Below are 19,647 nucleotides of genomic sequence, written 5' to 3' on the forward strand. Positions count from 1 at the left end.
ACGCCGGCGACGGGGCGTTGCCCCCAATGTGTGCATAGTGATTACAAAGGGTTGCCCTGCGGGGTGACCCTTTTTTATGTCCACGGGAAACCGTGCCCGCCCTTCGTACGGCAAAGGCCACGCCGCACAAGGGGCGCCTCCCTCGTTGCCTGTCTGTCCTAACGCTTGGATAATTCACGGAATGGTCGTATTATGCATTGGATAGGTCGCACGGGCGACCACTGTGCAGATTGCCAGACACGCACGTCCATAGAATATTCGCATGCAACAACCCCACGACACCCCCACGTTAGGCAAGCGGGCCGCGCTCTCCATTGCCGCTCTCGGCGTCGTGTTCGGCGATATCGGAACGAGCCCCCTCTACGCCATCCGCGAGTGTTTCCACGGCGAGTACGGCATCGCCGTCACTGAGAGCAATGTGCTCGGCGTGCTTTCCCTGGTCTTCTGGGCCTTGCTGCTCGTCGTCACCATCAAGTACCTCGTCTTCATCATGCGTGCGGACAACGACGGGGAGGGCGGCGTGCTCGCCCTGACAGCCCTGGCCAAGCCCAAGCAGGTGCGCATGGGCACGCCGTCCTGGGTGCTGGTGGCCTTTGGCCTGTTCGCGGCGTGTCTGCTCTATGGCGACGGCATGATCACCCCGGCGATTTCGGTGCTCAGCGCCGTGGAAGGCCTGGGGCATATCGAGCCGGTGTTCGCCCCGTATGTGATCCACGTCACCCTCGGCATCCTGGTCGGGTTGTTCCTGCTCCAGCGCCACGGCACGGCCAAGGTGGGGACGCTCTTCGGGCCGATCATCCTGGTCTGGTTCTGCGTGCTCGCCGCACTGGGCCTGCCGCAGATCATCGGCAACCCCAAGGTGCTCTCCGCGCTCCTGCCCTGGCACGGCATCGAGTTTCTGGTCGAGAACCGAGCGCACGGCTTCGTGGTGCTCGGCGCGGTCTTTCTGGTGGTGACCGGAGCAGAGGCCATCTACGCGGACATGGGCCATTTCGGCAGCAGCCCCATCCGGCTGACCTGGTTCGCCGTGGCGTTTCCCGCCCTGACGCTCAACTACTTTGGGCAAGGCGCGCATCTGATGGCGAACCCGCAGGACGCCTTCCACCCGTTCTACGCCATCGTGCCGCACTGGGCGCTGATACCTCTGGTCATCCTCGCCACCATGGCCACCATCATCGCCTCCCAGGCCGTGATCACCGGAGCCTTCTCCCTGACGAGCCAGGCCATCAACCTGGGCTACCTGCCGCGGCTGCGCGTGACGCACACCTCCAGCACGCACATCGGGCAGATCTACGTGGCGCCGGTGAACTGGCTGTTGATGATCTGCACCGTGGGGCTGGTGCTCGGCTTCCGCTCGTCCAGCAAGCTGGCCGCGGCATACGGCGTGGCGGTCACGGCCACCATGCTCATCACCTCGATCCTCTTCTTTGTGGTGGCGCGGAAGCGCTGGAACTGGTCGCTGCCCGCCGCCGGCGCGCTCACCGTGCTGTTTCTCATGGTGGACAGCTCCTTCTTCGTCTCGAACATGACCAAGATCTTCCACGGGGCGTGGTTCCCGCTGCTCATCGGCGGCGTGTTCTTCATTGTCATGATCACCTGGGAGGAAGGCCGGGAAATCCTCGGTGCGAAGATCCAGGGGCTCACGGAGAGTCTCAGCGCGTTCATGGATCAGGTCCTCGCGGACAAGCCCCAGCGGGTGGAAGGGCAGGCCTTCTTTCTGACCGGCAGCTACGACCGTGTCCCCATGGCCATGGTCCAGAACATGCGCCACAACAAGATCGTGCACTCCGAGGTCTACTTTCTGCACATCCGCATCGAGGAAATTCCCAGGGTCCCGAACATGGAGAAGATCGAGCTGGAGCGGTTCGGCTCGGGCATCTATCGCATCATCGCGCACTTCGGGTTCATGGAAGAGCCCAAGATCGCCACCATCCTGGAGCTCTGCAAAGGGCTCGGCATCGAGGCGGATCTGGAGACGGCGAGCTTCTTCCTTGGCCGCGAGAAGCTGATCCTGGGCGACAAGCCCGGCATGGGACGCCTGCGGGCGCATCTTTTCCTCTTCCTTTCGCACAACGCCATGGACGCCGCCGGGTTCTTCGACATCCCCTCGGAGCAGGTCATTGAGGTCGGAGCCCAGCTGGAGCTCTGACGGCCGCGGCCATTTTATGCACCTGTCTGGTCCGGGGCCGGCCGGGAAGCATGCGCGCCAACGCGGTGTGGTCGGGCATTCTTCGGAATATCCTGACAGTTTCATTCTGTGAAAAATGCTGTCATCGTGGAGAATGACGTGGCTTGATGCACTCCCGAGGGCGTCCCGGTGTGCTGAATGTCTGCCCGATTTCTGGCAATTTATTCGGCCAGCAGAGCGTCTTGTCGGATCGGGCGCCGGCAGGGTGGCAGAGGTGTGCAAGGAGTAGGGTTGTAGACGCCCCAATGACTATGAGCTATCAATACGATTTGAAATATCGGCAGGTCGAATTCTCGGATCGTGCGGGATATCTATAGTAAGCCTCTATCTGGAGAGCCTCATGGCCAGACCGGCAGTCAAGGTCTCTCGTGAAGTCTTGCAGTTTCCCATCGTCGCCATTGGCGCTTCTGCCGGTGGGCTTGAGACGCTGACGGCTCTTTTCAAGGCGCTGCCCGGAGACACCGGGGCCGCCTACGTGATCATCACCCACATGCAGGCGGACCATAAAAGCATGCTGGGGGAGCTGCTTGCCGGCCACACCGATATGAAGGTTCTTGCGTCCAGCCAGGACCTGCTCCTGAGGCCCGACACCATCCACGTCATCCCGCCCGGCCACTGCATGACCATCTCCGGAGGCAGGCTGCAGCTCTGCAAGGGGGTGGACGAGCCCCTGCACCGCACCATCGATACCTTCATGTCCTCCCTGGCCAGAGACCAGGGCGACAACGCCGTGTGCGTCATCCTGTCCGGCACTGGCTGCGACGGGGCCGGCGGCGTACGCGAGGTCCGGGAGTCTGGCGGGCTTGTCATCGTCCAGGAGCCGTCCACAGCCGCCCACCCCGGCATGCCGGCCTGCGCCAAGGAAACGGGCCTGGCAGACCTGAGCCTTAATATTCATGAGATCGCGGCCCGGCTGGCGGAGCACCTGCGTTTGTCCCGCCAGGAGGCCCTCAAGCCCGGAGCCGAGGAGGATCAGGAGACACGCGAGCAGGTGCAGCGGATTCTGGGGAGCCTCAACCACGAGACAGCCCATGACTTCTCGGCCTACAAGACGAACACCATCATCCGCCGCATCCATAAGCGGATGCTGCTTTCCGCCATGTCGTCGCTCGGCGATTATGCGGCTTTCGTGGAAAAGGACAACGACGAGCGTGCGGCGCTGATCGGGGATCTGCTCATCGGCGTGACGCGCTTTTTTCGCGATGCAGACGCCTTCTCGCGAATTCGCAAGGAGGTCCTGCCCGAGATTTTTCGCGGCAAGGGGGAGGGCGAGCCCGTGCGCATGTGGGTGGCGGGCTGCTCCACCGGCGAGGAAGCGTACTCCCTGGCCATGCTGGCGGCCGAACGCGGTGAGAAGGCCGACAAGGCCCACGACATAAAGATATTCGCGACCGACGTGGATACGCGATCGCTGGAGACCGCAAAGCGTGGGTTCTATCCGGCCACCATCGCCGAAGATATCTCGCCAGAGCTGCTGAAAAAGTACTTCAAAGCTACCTCCGGCGGTTTCGAGGTCGCCCCCCGTCTGCGGGACCTCATCGTCTTTGCCGAGCACGACCTGCTCAAGGACCCGCCCTTTACCAACCTCGACTTCGTGTCCTGCCGCAACCTGCTCATCTATCTTGTCAACGACGCGCAGGCCAAGGTTGTTTCCTTTTTACACTATGCCCTGCGGCCCAAGGGGCTGCTCTTCCTGGGGCCTTCCGAGAGCCTGGGCGGCCAGGGCGGGCTTTTCGAGCCGCTGGACAAGAAGTGGCGTATCTACAGGCGCAAGGAAGGCATCAAGGACAGAGTGCGGCTGCCACACATTCCGCGCCAGGCGCTGGGCAACAGATTTACAGTACAGGATCTGGACAACCAGAGGCCGGAGCCCAGGGAGCTTCTGGGACAGGCGCTCATCGATCTGTATGGCCGGCCTTCCCTTCTGGTGGATCTGGACCTCAATGTGCTGCACATCCACGGGGACGTGAACGCCTTCCTCAACTTCACGCCGGGCGGCATAACCAGCCATTTGTACAAGCTGGCCCGCAAGCCCTTGCGTCTCCAGCTCCGGTCCGCAGTAGGCAAGGCGCTGAAGGGCAAGGAGGCAGTGGAGGTGCGGGGCATTCGCCTGGAGGAGGGCGCTGGCCTCGTCGACCTCATGGTCAAGCCGCTGGAGATGTACGGCGGACAGTACCTGCTCATCGCCTTCGAAGAGGTCCAGGGGATCGAAAATGTCGATCCGAATTTCCAGCTCGAAGGGTGTATAGACCGCGCTTTGGTGGAGCAGCTCGAAAACGAGCTGGACAGCTCGCGCAGCCAGCATCAGGAGGCTGTGGATGCCTACGAGGACGTCAACGAGGAGCTGAGAAGCTCCAACGAAGAACTCCTCAGTATGAACGAGGAGCTGCAATCCAGCTACGAGGAGCTGGAGACGGGCAAGGAGGAGCTGCAGGCCCTGAACGAGGAGCTTTCCATCTCCAACTGCGAGCTGCAGGCCAAGATCGACGAGCTCGCCCTTTCCCAGACGTTTCTGGGGAACCTGCTGGAAAGCACCAAAGTGGCCACGGTTTTCCTCGATCGGGACATGCGCATTTTCCGCTTCACGCCGGTGGCGGCGGAGATCTTCCGCATTGTGGACACCGATGTGGGGCGCCCCATCGACCATGTGGTCAACATCCTGAGATCCGAGACCATCAAGGAAGACTCCCGCCGCGTGCTCGATACGTTGCAGCCCCTGGAGCGCGAAGTGCAGAGCCGCCAGGGAAAGTGGTATCTCAAGCGCATCATCCCTTATGTGGGCCCAAAAGGTGACGTGGACGGCGTGGTCATCACCTTTGCCGAAATCACGGACCTGAAGCACGCCCAGGAGCAGCTGGGCCAGCTGAACGCCGAGCTGGAGGCGCGAGTGGAAGAGCGGACGGCCCAGCTCGAAGCATCGAGCAGGAGAGCCGAGCGCCGCGCCGCCGAGCTGGACGCGGCCATGAACGCCATCACCGAAGGGGTGGTGGTCTTCGGGCCCGAAGCCGAGGTGCAGCGGATCAACGCGTCCGCCGAGACCCTGGTGGGAATTGCACCAGGCGCAATCGCAGCGGACGTGAACCAGCGGATCAGGTCGTTGAATATCTCCATTCCAGGCCACGGGCCGGCGAAGAGGGAAGATCTGCCCAGCTGGCGGGCCGTGCATGGCGAGGTCGTGCATGGACAGGATCTGCTGTGGCAGACTCAGGACCATGAGGAGCCCATCTACCTCTCGGTCAGCGCAGCGCCCATTCGGGGGGCCGATGGCCCAATCCTGGGCGCCGTGGTCACCTTCCGCGACTGCACGCAGGAGCGCGAGGCGGCGCAGGCCCTGCGCGATCGCGAGGAGCGGCTCAAGCTGGCCCTGGAAAGCGGGCGGATGGGCATGTGGGAGTGGAACATGCACACCGGCAGCTCGCTCTGGAGCGACAGGGAGTACGAGCTGCTCGGCCTCCCTGCTGGAGACGGGCGCGAGAGCGCTGAGAGGTTTTTCGAGAGGGTCCATCCGGACGATCGGCCACAGGCCAGGGCGAGCCTGGAGGCTGCGGTGGAGCAGGGCGGCGATCTGCAGGAGGAGATGCGCATCATTCGGCCGGACGGGGAAATCCGTTGGCTGGCCGCCGTGGGACGTATGTACCATGACGAGAAGGGGCACCCCCTGCGTGTGGTCGGGGTCCACTACGACATTACCGAGCGCAAGCAGGCTGAAGAGGAGATTCGGAATCTGGCCAGGTTCCCCGAGGAGAACCCCAATCCGGTCATGCGCTTCGATGGCGATGGGACCATCATCTACGCGAACAAGGCCAGCGCCCAGTTTCTCGAGCACTGGAGCTCCAAGGTGGGCGAACCGCCGTCCGATGAGCTCCGGAAGTTGATAGCGGCCACCCTGAAAGAGGGCAAGGTCAGCATGTCCGAGGTGGAGCTGCCCGGCCAGACATTCGCCGTGGGCCTGGCTCCGGTCCGTGACGGCGGCTACGTCAACCTCTATGGCCTGGACATCACCGAGCGCAAGCAGATTGAAATGGCCCTGCGCGAGAGTGAAGAGAACTACCGACAGCTTGCCTCGGTCTTCCCCATAGCCGTGTACACCTGCGATGAAGACGGGATTATCACCTACTATAATGACCACGCGGTCAAAGTCTGGGGACGCAGGCCACGATTGGAGAATGCCGATCAGCGTTACTGCACCTCCCTGGACATGTTCCGGCTGGACGGATCGGCCATGCCGCATGACGAGCGGCCCATGGTGCAGGCCCTGAGCAGGGGCGAGAGCTTCCGCGGCCGGGAGGTGATGATCAAGCAGCCTGACGGAATGCCTGTCATCATATCGGTCAACATCGATCCGATACGCGATGGCCAGGGACAGATTATCGGCGCCATCAACGCCTTTATCGACGTAACCAGGAACAAGCAGGCCGAAGAAGCTCTGCAAAAGACCGAACAGGCGCAGAGGAAAACCCTGGAGCAGCTTCAGTTTATCGTCGAGGCCACGGACCTGGGCATCTGGTCCAACCCCCTTCCCCTCGGGAAGCTCGAATGGAACCGGCAGATCAAGGAGCACTTCTGGCTCTCCCCTGATGAGGAAGCGGACCTGGAATTTTTCTTCGACAGGCTGCACCCCGACGACCGGGAGCCCACCAGGCTCGCCATCGAAGAAGCTTTGGAAACAGGCGGCATTTTCGATGAGAACTACCGCACCATAGCTCCTAATGGGCAGGAGAAGTGGATTCGGGCCATCGGTCAGGTCTCCTATGACGAAAAGGGCGAGCCCGAACGCTTTTCCGGCATTACCCAGGATGTGACCCTGCAGAAGCAGACCGAGGTCGAGCTCACCTACGCCAAGGAGCAGGCCGAGGCCGCCAACAAAGCGAAGTCCACCTTCCTGGCCAACATGAGCCATGAGATCCGGACGCCCATGAACGGCATTCTGGGTATGGCGGAGCTGGCCTTGATGAGCAGGCCCGGGGCGGAGGTGCGCGAGTACCTCGAAGTGCTGCGGAGCTCGGGTGATCATCTGATGGATATCATCAATGATATTCTGGACCTGTCAAAGATAGAGGCCGGCAAGGTGATGCTGGCCCAGGCTCCGTTCTCAGTCGAAAAAGAGCTCGGCAGCGTGCTGCTGCCAATGCGTCGCTCGGCCAGCGATCGAGGGCTGGAGCTGAACGTGTCGATATCGCCGGATGTGCCGCCGCAGCTCCGGGGTGACCCGGGCCGGCTCCGCCAGATTCTGGTCAATCTGATCGGCAACGCCATCAAGTTCACCCCTGAAGGCTGGGTGGAGGTCCGGGTGGCCGTCGATGAGACCGCCGGCAGCGACGTGCGGCTGCGCTTCGAGGTGGAGGATACGGGCGTGGGCATCCCCGGGGACGAGCTGGAGCAGATCTTCGAAAGCTTCGCCCAGGGCTGGGCCTCGGCGCATCCGCAATATGGCGGCACAGGCCTGGGCCTGACTATTTCCCGCGAGCTGGTCGAGTTCCTTGGCGGAGAGATCTGGGTGGAGAGCGAGCTTGGCAAAGGCAGCACCTTCTACTTCACAGCCCACTTTGATGTGGATACAGCGGAGCAGGAAGCGCACGACGCCGACGCGGCCGAGGTCACAGCCTCCGGATTCCGTCCGCTCAAGGTGCTTCTGGCCGAGGACAACCCGGTCAACCAGGTCGTGATGCTGCACATGCTCGAACGCGCAGGCCACGACGCCCTGCTGGCGGGCGACGGCCGCAAGGCTCTGGAGCTCCTGGCCGAAGGCGGTTTCGATGTGGTGCTGATGGATATCCAGATGCCGGAGATCAACGGCGACGAGGCCGTACGCCGCATCCGGGCTGGCGAGATCGAAGGCGTGGCCAGGGACATCCCGGTCATAGCGCTCACCGCCTACGCCATGGAGGGTGACCGCGAGCGTTTTATCGAAACAGGCATGGACTACTACCTTGCCAAGCCCGTGGAGTACGCCCAGCTCTGCAAGGCGCTGGATGAAGTGGCGAGCAAACCTGGATGCGCCAGGCAACCACCGGCGGGTACAGACGACTCATGACGAAGACGGGCAGGCCGGACGCGCCTGACCCACACCAACACCACGCCGTCGCCCGCATCGCCGGGTGAACGGATCGACATCGCAGGTCCCAAGCGACGGGGAAAACGGCGGTCGGGAGAGACAATCCCGGCCGCCGTTTTTCTTATGTGAACGGTGCAGGCGACCGGTTCCACGGTGCTCCTGCTGTCGGGCAGCACCATATTTCAAGGTAAAAAGGCCCCTGGCGCAGGGCTAATCGATTCGTGGAATAGGCGTAGAGGGGCAGGGCATAAGGATCTGTCGCAGAAGGCGATGGCAGGAGCAGGAATGCGCAGGAAGGAATAGATTGCTGTCGCGATGTTACGCAGTACACTATCTATTGCAAACGAGCGAATGAGTGAAATATCGGAAAGTTATTGTGAAAGTTATAACTATAGCATGAGCCGGGCAGATGCAGGAATTAACTACTCCATCAATAGGGATTGTAGCGTCATATGTTTTTGGAATGTATTTTTGGAGCAATACCGGCGTACTATTTGTAAAAATTAAAGAGGTAAAAAATTTTAGCATGCAGGACGAGTTTATGCCTTGACACAAAAAGGTGACTTCTCTACCCTCCGAGCTGTTCATGAAAAGGAACTCGGTTCATTATGATGAACCAAACAGTGCGATGATTACTCTACCGAGGACCGTAATGTGTAACTACGCCAAGCAAATTTCGCCCAAAGATGCCAAAGAGGCTCTTGTCAGGCAAAACTTTGTTCGTTATATTGAACTTGGTTCAAAATAACGAACAAGGAGCGGTTCTCATGGAAAAAGCAAAACAGAGTGGCCAGATTCCTGCAATTTCACGGGCTGTTGCAGTGCTCGACTTTGTCGGGCTCAAGCCCGGTTGCAGCTTCACTACTATTCATTCTGAGCTCGGCCTGCCCAAAAGCAGCGCCTACATGCTCATCAAAACGTTGGTCTCCCTCGGCCTCTTACGCATTTCTTCCGGTGGTGGCTACACCCTCGGGCTGCGGCTTTTCGAGCTCGGCGCGCTCTCCGTTCGGCATCTCGATGTCCGGAAAGAAGCGCTGCCGTTGATGCGGAAGCTGACAGACGAGGTGCAGCTGACCAGCCACCTGGGAATCCTGGAAGGGGCCGAGGGCGTATACTTGGCAAAGGTGGAGTGCAATCAGGCAATTATCGTCAACTCGTGGGAAGGCAAGCGCGTGTCGTTGAACACCTCGGCGCTCGGCAAGAGCCTGCTGCTTTCCGCAGGCCCCGAGCTGTTCAATGAGCTTGTGCGGACCTTGCCCCTCCATCAGGCCACGAAGAACTCCATCATCACGCGCGAGGCTTTTATCGAGCACATCGAGGAGGCCCGGCGCAAGGGTTGGACCATTGACGACGAGGAGGCCGACGCCGGCACGCGATGCGTCGGCACGCCGGTGTACGGAATCCAGGGACCGCCCCTTTCCCTGAGTGTGGCCGGCCCGTCGAACCAGGTTCCATACCGCCGCATGGAGGAGCTCGCCCACAGCCTCATGGAAGTATCACGACAGCTTTCGCACAGTCTGGGTGTGCGTTTGCCCACGAGATAACAACAACGAAGGAATTGAACGTGTTTGCTCTCGAAGGAATTTATCCAGCCATGCTCACCCCGTTTACGGAAGACCGGCAGATCAACGAGCCGGTCCTGCGTGAAATGGTGGAGTTCATGATCACAAAGGGTCTGCACGGCCTTTTCCCCGTAAGCTCGTGTGGTGAGGCTATCCACCTGAGCCATGAGGAGAAGTGCCACCTGATGGACATTGTGGTGGATCAGGCAGGGGGCAGGGTGCCTGTAACGCCGGGTGTTCCGGCCACGACGGCCGATGAGGCGATCAGCCTGGCGCATCATGCCAACAAGATAGGCTGCGCCGCAGTCGTTGCTTCAGCGCCGTACTATTACAAGGCCACAACATCCATGATGGAACAGTTCTTTGTCCGTGTGGCCAAAGAAAGCAACATGCCTGTGATCCTGTACAACATTCCGTTGTTCTCGCAGCCGCTGCCGTACGACGTCGTGGGGCGTCTGGCGTGTCTGCCCAATGTAGTGGGCATGAAGGACTCCAGCGGCAGCATCGTGGATTTTCTCCACTACAAGGACAGTGCGCGCGAGGCCGGCGGCGAGATCGCCATGCTCACGGGCCGCGAGGAAGGTCTGCTGGCCAGCCTGCACATGGGCGGGAAGGGCTGCATGACGGCCACCTCCGGGATCATGCCCGAGGTCATGACCGGGATCTACGGCGCTTTCCAGGCTGGAGAGTATGAAGCAGCCAGAGTCCTTCAGGAAAGCATTCTCGAACCCATCCGCGCCATGATGTTCGGCGCCGCTTTCCCCGTCGGCTTCAAGCTCGGTCTGGAGGCTCGCGGCTTCCCCATGGGACCGCCGCGCGTGGATCTGAGCGCGAAAGAGGCCGATGGCGTCGCACTGTTGAAGGAGCGGATCGCCTCTCTGCTCAATCCGTCGAATACGTCCTAACAAGGTAAGGTATCCAGTTCGCCAGTCTGCCTTGGCGTGCATTGTCAACGTCCCTTTAGCCCCTTGAGGAGCATCGAATGAAAGCGACGAAAGTATTAGCCCTTTTGGTGTGTGCTCTGCTTCTGGCAGTAACCGTACAGTCGGCTCATGCAGAAAAAGTCATCAAGGTAGGTCATGCAACGCCCGAGACCGACGCCATGCATCTCGCGTGGGTCTTCTTCAAGGAAAAGGTCGAAGCCAGGACCAACGGCGACATCCGTGTCGAAATCTATCCCAATGCGGCCCTCGGCAACGACCGCGAGCTGTACGAAGCCGTCATGCTCGGCGACGTGACCTGCTGCTCCGGCTCCAGCTCTCCTCTGGCCGCTTTCGTTCCCGATCTCTTCGTTCTGGACGTACCCTTTACGTTCCCCTCCCGCGAGGCCGTGTGGAAGGCGCTCGACGGTCCGCTGGGCCAGGCCCTGGACAAGAAGATGGCCGCCAAGGGCATCGTGAACCTGGGCTACTGGGAAAACGGTTTCCGCAACATTACCAACAACATCCGCCCCATCCGCGAAGCCAAGGACCTGGAAGGCATCAAGCTGCGCACCATGGAGAACCCCATCCACATGGCCGCCTGGAAAGCGCTTGGCGCCAACCCCACGCCCATGTCCTTCGGCGAGGTCTTCACCGCGCTGCAGCAGGGCACCGTGGACGGCCAGGAAAACCCCTACGCCCTGATCTACAACTGCAAGTTCTTTGAAGTGCAGAAGTATATCTCCAACACCCGCCACATCTTCACCTCCTACATTCCGGTCATCAACAAGGAGTTCCTGGACGATCTGAGCGACGAAGAACGCGAGATCATCCTCACCACGGGCAAAGAGATGCGCGACTACCAGCGCAACCTGGCCGTCGAGCTGGAAGACAAGTGCCGCAAGGGCATCCTGGACAGCGGCATCGAGTTCGCCGACCTCACGCCCGAAGAACGCAGCACCTTCCGCATCGCCATCGAACCTGCCCTCGAGATGGCTGAAGAGCGCGTCTCTCCTGAGACCATCGAGATCTTCCGGAATACAGTGCTGAAGTAGTCCGCACGACTTCTGTTCCCGACCTTTGAATTGAGCGAAGACTTCTTTTGGAGGGCCTTCGATTGGAAACACCGTGCCGGAGTATCTGGCTCCGGCACGGATGGAGGCGGACATGCGTGTCTTAAAGATGGTGGATCAATATCTGGAAGAAGTAATCGTTGTAATTCTTCTTGCAGGGATGACATTCCTCGTCGGACTTCAGGTCATCATGCGGTATGTGATGCAGGACTCTTTGTCCTGGTCCGAGGAGCTCGCCAGGTATCTGTTTATCTGGATGGTAAACATCGGCATCAGCTACGGAGTGAAGAAGAAAAGGCACATCAGCATCGATGCCATCAATCTGTTCCTGACGGAAAAGAAAGCAGCCTATTTATCTGTTCTCGCAGATGTGCTGTTCTTAACGTTTGCAGTCATCATCGTGCGGTATGGTGCAGAGGTTGTTCAGCGAATAGGTATTACAGGTCAAACGACTCCAGCCCTGGAAATATCAATGCAATTAGTCTATTGCGCACTGCCTGTCGGATTTACACTGGTGTGCTTCAGGCTATTGCAGTCGATATACAAGAAGGTGAAGCTGATTCAGCAGGGCAACTTTGGTGAAATAGAGAAAGCTGCGGGTTAGGAGTCATCATGACAACACTAGTACTTTTCGTCGCTCTGATTGTCTGTCTGCTGCTGCGCGTGCCGATCGGTATCTCCCTGGGGCTTTCCGCAGTCGCCGCGATCCTGCAATCAGATGTCGTAAGCCTGCGGTATCTCGCGCAGAGCATGACCACCGGGCTGGATTCCTTCCCGCTCATGGCCGTCCCCTTCTTCATTCTTGCCGGCGAGCTGATGGGCACGGGCGGAATATCGCGGCGCCTGCTCGGCGCGGCCAACGCCTTTGTCGGCGCAACCACGGGCGGCATGGCCCTGGTCACCATCCTCGGGTGCATGTTCTTTGCCGCGATCTCCGGCTCCGGACCCGCCACAGTGGCCGCCATCGGCGGCATCATGGTTCCGGAAATGCTGCGGCAGGGGTATGACAAGCGCTTTGTCTGCGGCCTTATCGCCACGGCCGGCGCCATCGGCGTGATCATCCCCCCCAGCATCCCGATGGTCATCTACGCGGTGGCGGTGAACACATCCATCTCCGACATGTTCATCGGCGGTATCTTCCCGGGCATTCTCATCGGTTCGCTGCTCATGGGCTGGGCGTACATCTATTCCCGCAAGAGGGGGTACCGCTGTGACGACCAGAGGGTCCCGTGGGCCAAGCGTTTCGCCATCTTCTGGGAAGCCAAGTGGGCCCTGCTCGTGCCGGTCGTCATCCTCGGCGGCATCTACTCCGGCGTGTTCACCCCCACAGAAGCCGCCGCCATCGCCGTTATCTACGGCCTGGTCGTGGGCCTGTTCGTCTACCGGGACCTGAAGCTGAAGGACATTCCGCAGATCTTGTCCCGCAGCGCCCTGACCACGGCGACCATCCTGATCATCATCGGCACGGCCACGGCTTTCGGCCGCATCCTGACGATCAACCGCGTGCCGGACACCCTTGCCAACGGCATCTCCTCGTTCTCCAGCAGCCCGCTCATCGTCCTGCTCCTCGTCATGCTCCTGCTGCTCTTCGTCGGCTGCATCATGGAGACGCTGGCCGCCATCATCATTCTGGCTCCCATACTCCTGCCGGTCGTGATGGGCGTGCAGGTGGACGTCATCCACTTCGGCATCATGATGGTGACCAACTTGGCCATTGGCTTTATCACCCCGCCACTGGGCGTGAACCTCTTTGTCACATGCGGCATAGCCGACATATCGCTGGATGAAATGGCCAAGGCCATCCTGCCGTGGATCGGCGTCATGCTGCTGGCCCAGGCGCTTATAGTCATCTTCCCGCAGATCACCATGGTCCTGGTGCATCTGCTCAATGCAAATTAACTGAGAAAAGGTGAATGATATGAGTAAGCTCGTTGTCCTGGACGGACATCATTACCCTGAAGGCGCGTACGCGGAAGTAGAAAAGCTGTGCAAGGAAAAGGGCGTGGACTTTGCGGTGCTGGACTGCAACAGCCCTGAAGAAGTGGTGGAAAAGGCCCAGGATGCGGACGCCTGTCTGTGCATCTACGTCAAGCTCGATGACGCGGTGCTCTCCAAGCTGCCCAAGATGAAGATGGTGGTGCGCTGCGGCATCGGCGTGGACAACCTCAACCTGGAGGACCACACCAAGAACGGCATCTACGCCTGCAACGTGCCGGACTACGGCGTCGAAGAAGTGGCCATCCACGCCCTGGGCGATATCCTGGCTCTGGAACGCAAGATCGTCTTCTACAGCAGCCGCGTGCATGCCGGCGTGTGGAGCGAGGACGAAGGTTACACCATGCGCCGCGTCTCCCTGCGCAAGCTCGGCCTGCTGGGCTATGGGCGCATCGCGCGCAAGCTGGGCGAGTTCGCCAAGGTGCTGGGCTACACGCTCCTGGCATACGACCCGTTCCTGCCCGACAAGTTCTTCGAGGAGACAGGCGCCCGAAAGGTCGATTTGGACACGCTGTTCCGGGAGTCCGACGTCATGGCCGTCATGGCCCCGGCTACCCCGGAGACCATCCACATTGTCAACGACGAGAACCTGGCCAAGGCCAAGGACGGACTGTTCGTGGTGAATACGGCCAGGGGCGCTCTGATCGATACGGCGGCCGTTCTCCGCGCCCTGGACAGCGGCAAGCTGGCGGGCATCGCCCTCGACGTGCTGGAAGAAGAACCGCCCAAGGAGCTCTGCAGCCAGCTCTTCGGACGTGACAACGTCGTGCTTTCTCCGCACATCGCCTACCGCTCGCTGGAGTCCTTCGAGGCGCTGAAGCGTATGGCCGGTGAAACCGCCGTGACGTTTCTTACCGGCGGCGAGCCCTACAATGTGGTCAACCGCGAGGTGATTGGCAAGGCAAAGTCCTAAACAAAGAGGGGCACGGTGGCCGCCGTGTCCCCTCTTCACGCAGAAAGTGCTCTGCCAACCCTCATAACTCATCAATATGAAGGAAGTCTTCACATGCTAGAGAAGAAAGCATTAAAAGAAAAGCTCAAAAAAGGACCGGTATTCGGCAGCTTTATCAACATTGCTGCATCCTGTATTCCGCAGGTGCTTTCGAACGCGGGCATGGATTTCGGCATCATTGATCTGGAGCACGCCGGCATCGACGACTCCCTTGCCGAGGCCATGCTCGCCGAAGGCGACGCCTGTGGTCTTTCCCTGATCATCCGGCCGCGGATGCTCAATCGCGCGTACATTATGCGTGCGCTGGACCAGGGCGCTTGCGGCGTGGAAGTTCCGCAGATCGACACGGTGGAGGAAGCCGAGCTGGCCGTGAAGTACGGCAAGTACCCGCCGGCAGGCGCGCGCGGCGTGGCCCCCACCCGCGCCACCGGATTCGGAAAGAACTTCGAATCATACCTCAAGACGGCCAATGACGACCTGCTGACAATCGTCCACTGCGAAACCAAGGCGTTTCTGGACATCCTGCCGGACGCCGTGAAGGTGCCTGGCCTGGATTGCATCTTCCTTGGCCCCTACGACCTGTCCGTCTCCCTGGGCTACCCGGGCGAGCTGGACCATCCGGTTGTCAAGGAGGCCATTGCCCACTTCGCCAACATCTGCAACGAGGCCGGCATGTGCACGGGCACGTACGTGCGCAACGAGGAAGACGCAAAGCTGCGGATTTCCCAGGGCTTTAAGTTTATTGCCTATGCTGTCGATCTCGTGGTCCTGACGGAACGGTACAAAACCTTCATGGCCGCGATGTAGATTGCCTCCCCACAAACGGAGCGGGGAGTTCGCATAATCCCCGCTTCGTTCCCACACTTTCACTTTTTTTTGATGCGAAAGCCGCCGGCGCTGGGAGCAGGTGGCGTTCAATAAATCGCTGCCAGGTGTTGAAGGATGTCGACGCATGACGCGCCCCTCCAAAAACGGCCCCCGGCCAGAAGAAAAGCCCTGCCAACCAGCCGTACACTGGGAAGCAGGGCTTTTTCGGTGTGCTGTCCGGCCAGGGGATTTTGACGAATACCGGGAATAGGGCTACGACCCGGTCATGATCACGCTCCTGTATGCTCCACAGATGGAGGCGCTGGCCAGGCGCATCGCCGAGGGCGACTCGCGGTTCGTCCTGGGCTCGGTGCAGTGGAAGTCCTTTCCCGACGGCTACCCCGATCTGTGGGTCGAGCACATGGAGTGCCTGCGCAACAACGACGTGGCCATGCTCGCCTCCTTCGATTCGCCCGCGGACATCTTCCCGCAGCTCTCGCTCATCTACGAGGTGCCCAGGTACGGCGTCCGCTCCTTCAAGGTGGTGCTGCCGTACTTCCCCACCGGCACCATGGAACGTGTGGACCGCGACGGCCGCATCGCCACGGCGGCCACTCTGGCGCGCATGCTCTCCGTGGTGCCCATGACCATCTCCGGCGCGCCACAGGTCCTTATCTACGACATCCACGCCCTGCAGGAACGGTTCTACTTCAGCGATCAGGTCATCCCCAGGCTGGAGACGGCGCTGCCGCTGGTGAAGAAAGAGATCGAACAGCTCGAAAACCCCATCGTGGTCTTCCCGGACGACGGCGCCTACAAGCGGTTCGGCAGCATCTTCGAGGGCTTTGGCCAGGCCGTGTGCATGAAGCGGCGCGAGAACGGCACGCGGAAGATCTTCCTGCGCGAGGGTGATCCCAAAGGCCGCCACGCCGTGATCATCGACGACCTGGTCCAGTCCGGCTCCACCCTCATCGCAGCCAAGGACATGCTGAAAAGGGTGGGCGCGGCGCAGGTGAGCGCCTACGCCACCCACGGCGTCTTCCCGAATCAATCCTGGGAACGGTTCATCGACGCAGGGTTCGAGCACTTCTGGCTGACCGACTCCTGCCCGCGCGCCGTCCGGGAGATCGGGTGCGCCAGGCCGTTCAAGGTGCTCAGCCTGGCCGAGTCCATCCGCACGATTCTGGCTTCGGAGATGCAAGGCTGAGCGCGTCGTTGCCGGCCGGCAAAAATGCCGAGGTATTGTTGAGCGATTTCGCGACGTGCGCCCGGCTTGCCGCGTGGGGCTGATGCGTTCCCAAGGAACAAAGGAACATCGGAAAGCGCGGAACGGGTGCACAGGCGCCAGCCCTGGTAGAAAGGCGATTGCTCTCCACCAGGGCCATGGCAAACGGGCGCCGATGCGTATGCGGAATCCAGAAGCAGCCGGGGTGCCGGTTAGCTGCTCAGCCTGGCCATAAGCGTGCTCAAGTCATTGGACATGTCTGCCAGCTCCTGGACGGCGATGGCCGACTGCCTCATGCTCTCCGCGGTTTCGTTGGTGATCGTGCTGATTTCGTCGACGGCGCGGCTGATCTCTTCCGAAGTGGCGGACTGCTGCTCGGCCGCAGTGGCGATGCTCTCCACCTGATTCGCATTGATCTCCATGAACTGCACGATCTCCCGGAGCGCACTGCCGGATTGGACGGAAAGGTCTGAAGCCTTCCCGACCTCTTCGGAGGCTTCCTGCATGTTGGCGGCGTTCTTGCGGGTCGCGTCCTGGATCGCCTGGATGCTGGCGCCGACCTCGCCGGTTGCGGCCATGGTCTTCTCTGCCAGCTTGCGAACCTCGTCGGCAACCACGGCGAATCCGCGGCCGGCTTCACCCGCGCGAGCCGCCTCGATGGCGGCGTTCAACGCCAAGAGGTTGGTCTGGTCGGCGATGTCGGAAATGACGTTCATCACCGAGCCGATCGATTCAGAACGTTCCGACAGGGTCTGCATATTGGCGAGCAGCTCCTCGGTCGAAGCGCTTACCTTGGAGATGGCGGCCATGGACTGCTGAACGATGTCTGCGCCTTCCAGGGCCTTGTCTCTGGTCCGGGACGAGTTCTGCGAGGTCTCGCTTGAGTTTTTGGCGACCTCGATGACCGTTGCGTTCATCTCCTCCATGGCCGTGGCGGTCTCGGATACGCGGTCGCGCTGATTTGCCGTTCCCTGGTTGATCTGTTCCACCTGGGCGGCAAGCTCGTCGGCCGAGGAGGCCAGGCGGTCGGACAAGCTGTTCGCTTGCTCGACAACGTCGAGAATCCTGCGTTGTGTGTTCTTGATTTCGGTCTGGTCCACCATGACCTCGATGGCCCCGATGACCGAACCGTTCTCCATGATGGGAATGCCCGTGTAGGCAATATCGAGATTCAGATCCGCCGGCCTTGCCTGTGTCTCCCTGGACGTTTTGTCCATGGTGTCCATGGCGTGCTGGCAGGCGCAGCTTCGGGTTCCGCAGTCTGGCGTCCGGAAGATGTCGCTGCATCTGGCGTTGAGGATCGACTTTTTGTCGGTCCGGGCCATGTCGAGGCCGGCCTTGTTCATGTACCGGACTTTGAATGATTTATCGATGGTCATGACCGGAGTCGGGACTTCGTCCAGATAATGCGAGTACGCATCGGCGATGTGGTTCGTTGAAGCCACGATTTCCGCAAATGAGCCCTGGAACGGCGCCGTATCGCCGCGTTCATACAGATAGCCGTGCCGGATCTTCAGGCTCACGCGGGAGAACTCGTCCACAACCTTGTTCAAGGTCTCAGGAATCATACGCATTGCCTGGGCCAGCCTGGCGACCTCGTCACGGCCGTGAATGTCGAGCGTGGCGCCAAAGTCGCCGGCGGCGATGGCCTGGGAAAAGCGCATGGCCCTGCCGAGTTGGCGGGATATCGTGAGGGACAGGAGAATGGCGATGCAGGCACCAAGTGCCAGTGCGATCACACTGACAATCAGGATGGTTCGGTTCAGCTTCTGATTTCTGGCCTGAAGAACCGGGCCGAGCTTGTCCTGCTCGGCAATCACGGAGAGCTTCACCTTTTCGAAGTCGTCGGCGATGACCGGGCCCAGCCGGTCCAGTGTCCCGTCAATGACGGTCTTGCGCTTCTCGGCCAATTCCATTTCTGCGTAGCTTGCTGCGAGATACTCCTCTGAGGAAGCAAACAGCGTCTCGTAGAGCGCTCGCACGTTTGAGCTCTCACCGGAATCGTCGCGCTCTTTGATAAGCTTCTGAAAGGTTGCGAGCTCCTGGTGCGCCTTCTGGGCGTCGGCTGGATTGTGGGTGTTCCAGAGATAAGAGGCCATGGCGAGACGGCCTTGCATCAGGTGGTTGTTGATCTCGGAAACAGTGTCCAGACAGCTGAAGAGTTCGTATTGCGCGCAGTACTCGGCGATCTGGCGGATGGCGTTCGTCATCTGTTCGCCCGACTTATCCATGGCGGCGACGTGCTCGACCATGGCGGCGCTCATCGACTTGAGCTCTTCAAAGCCCGCCAGGTATTCCTCCAGCTTTGCCTTGGCGTCGCTGACCAATTTTGCCCGCTCAGGGTCCATGATCTCCGTCTCGGCGGTCTGCAGAAACCCCTGCAGCAGGTCCATGCGATGGCGATATTCCTCCAGGGACTCGTCACTGGCGGAAATCATGTAGTTTTTCACGCTCATTCGGGCCAGAAGGAGGTTCGCCTGCATCCGGCCGGCGAGGTTGGCGTCCCGCGCCATGTTTCTGTACCGCACAGTACCGTCGCGGGCTTCGCCGAGACCCATGTTCCCCACCCAGGCAACGACACAGAGAAGCAGCAGTGTCATTCCGAAGCCGATAAGGAGTTTGAGCTTGATGCTGATGGAATTGAGTAACGAACGGGTGCGCATCTCAGATACCATAAATCCCCCCTGAAGTACTGGTACAATTGCCCGACACATAAGAAAATGCATGGCGGAGACGCCCCGTCGTTCGGTCTGTAGCAGTACACGTGCGCGAAAGAGGTGAATGTAGTCAGAATCGCAATATCGGCACTGATGAAGTGGTGCAGTAGATAGTGCATTTCCCAGCCAAAGAACAAGTTCTGGAAAAAAGTT

At 60.3% G+C, this 19,647-nt stretch carries 11 protein-coding genes; 10 read left to right on the top strand and 1 reads right to left on the bottom strand.

The genetic code is table 11. The features are described from left to right. Window positions 1–262 precede the first annotated feature (262 nt). The 10 genes from E8L03_RS15805 (at window position 263) to prs (ending at window position 16,759) form a co-directional block, all read left to right on the top strand. On the top strand, window positions 263–2,149 hold the full coding sequence (locus E8L03_RS15805; RefSeq protein WP_171267874.1) for a potassium transporter Kup: 1,887 nt from the start codon (window positions 263–265) through the stop codon (window positions 2,147–2,149). Window positions 2,150–2,528: 379 nt separating this feature from the next. Further along, window positions 2,529–8,222 (top strand): CheR family methyltransferase, encoded by a 5,694-nt coding sequence (locus E8L03_RS15810; protein ID WP_171267875.1) that lies wholly within the window; start codon window positions 2,529–2,531, stop codon window positions 8,220–8,222. Window positions 8,223–9,010: 788 nt separating this feature from the next. Beyond that, entirely contained in the window at window positions 9,011–9,787 is a 777-nt protein-coding gene (locus tag E8L03_RS15815; RefSeq protein ID WP_167512548.1) for an IclR family transcriptional regulator, read from the top strand. A gap of 20 nt (window positions 9,788–9,807) precedes the next feature. Next, window positions 9,808–10,710, top strand: a complete 903-nt coding sequence (locus tag E8L03_RS15820; protein ID WP_167512549.1) for a dihydrodipicolinate synthase family protein — start codon at window positions 9,808–9,810, stop codon at window positions 10,708–10,710. 197 nt (window positions 10,711–10,907) lie between these two features. After that, the gene (locus E8L03_RS15825) at window positions 10,908–11,780 is read left to right on the top strand and encodes a TRAP transporter substrate-binding protein (RefSeq protein ID WP_171267876.1); all 873 of its coding nucleotides are present in this window, start codon (window positions 10,908–10,910) and stop codon (window positions 11,778–11,780) included. A gap of 73 nt (window positions 11,781–11,853) precedes the next feature. Continuing rightward, window positions 11,854–12,402, top strand: coding sequence for a TRAP transporter small permease (locus tag E8L03_RS15830; protein WP_171267877.1), 549 nt, complete (start codon window positions 11,854–11,856; stop codon window positions 12,400–12,402). Window positions 12,403–12,410: 8 nt separating this feature from the next. Then, window positions 12,411–13,697, top strand: a complete 1,287-nt coding sequence (locus tag E8L03_RS15835; RefSeq protein WP_144306258.1) for a TRAP transporter large permease — start codon at window positions 12,411–12,413, stop codon at window positions 13,695–13,697. Window positions 13,698–13,716: 19 nt separating this feature from the next. Then, the gene (locus E8L03_RS15840) at window positions 13,717–14,706 is read left to right on the top strand and encodes a C-terminal binding protein (RefSeq protein ID WP_144306259.1); all 990 of its coding nucleotides are present in this window, start codon (window positions 13,717–13,719) and stop codon (window positions 14,704–14,706) included. A gap of 93 nt (window positions 14,707–14,799) precedes the next feature. Next, window positions 14,800–15,552, top strand: a complete 753-nt coding sequence (locus E8L03_RS15845; protein ID WP_144306260.1) for an HpcH/HpaI aldolase family protein — start codon at window positions 14,800–14,802, stop codon at window positions 15,550–15,552. 286 nt (window positions 15,553–15,838) lie between these two features. Continuing rightward, window positions 15,839–16,759 carry a ribose-phosphate diphosphokinase gene (gene prs / locus E8L03_RS15850; RefSeq protein WP_171267878.1) on the top strand — a complete coding sequence of 307 codons (921 nt, stop codon included), beginning with the start codon at window positions 15,839–15,841 and terminating at the stop codon, window positions 16,757–16,759. 230 nt (window positions 16,760–16,989) lie between these two features. Here the strand turns inward: prs and E8L03_RS15855 are convergent, their stop codons facing one another. Continuing rightward, complete coding sequence (locus tag E8L03_RS15855; RefSeq protein ID WP_167512551.1) at window positions 16,990–19,452, bottom strand: methyl-accepting chemotaxis protein; 2,463 nt, start codon at window positions 19,450–19,452, stop codon at window positions 16,990–16,992. Between the last annotated feature and the right edge of the window lie 195 nt (window positions 19,453–19,647).

The sequence above is a fragment of the Oceanidesulfovibrio marinus genome (genome assembly GCF_013085545.1).
GTDB classification, from domain to species: Bacteria; Desulfobacterota; Desulfovibrionia; order Desulfovibrionales; family Desulfovibrionaceae; genus Oceanidesulfovibrio; species Oceanidesulfovibrio marinus.

What these genes read in the sequence shown, in the direction of transcription:
- E8L03_RS15815 (WP_167512548.1), top strand. Translation starts at nt 9,011, where the DNA reads ATGGAAAAAGCAAAACAGAGTGGCCAGATTCCTGCAATTTCACGGGCT.
- prs (WP_171267878.1), top strand. Translation starts at nt 15,839, where the DNA reads ATGATCACGCTCCTGTATGCTCCACAGATGGAGGCGCTGGCCAGGCGC.
- E8L03_RS15840 (WP_144306259.1), top strand. Translation starts at nt 13,717, where the DNA reads ATGAGTAAGCTCGTTGTCCTGGACGGACATCATTACCCTGAAGGCGCG.
- E8L03_RS15835 (WP_144306258.1), top strand. Translation starts at nt 12,411, where the DNA reads ATGACAACACTAGTACTTTTCGTCGCTCTGATTGTCTGTCTGCTGCTG.
- E8L03_RS15825 (WP_171267876.1), top strand. Translation starts at nt 10,908, where the DNA reads ATGCATCTCGCGTGGGTCTTCTTCAAGGAAAAGGTCGAAGCCAGGACC.
- E8L03_RS15810 (WP_171267875.1), top strand. Translation starts at nt 2,529, where the DNA reads ATGGCCAGACCGGCAGTCAAGGTCTCTCGTGAAGTCTTGCAGTTTCCC.
- E8L03_RS15805 (WP_171267874.1), top strand. Translation starts at nt 263, where the DNA reads ATGCAACAACCCCACGACACCCCCACGTTAGGCAAGCGGGCCGCGCTC.
- E8L03_RS15845 (WP_144306260.1), top strand. Translation starts at nt 14,800, where the DNA reads ATGCTAGAGAAGAAAGCATTAAAAGAAAAGCTCAAAAAAGGACCGGTA.
- E8L03_RS15855 (WP_167512551.1), bottom strand. Translation starts at nt 19,452, where the DNA reads ATGGTATCTGAGATGCGCACCCGTTCGTTACTCAATTCCATCAGCATC.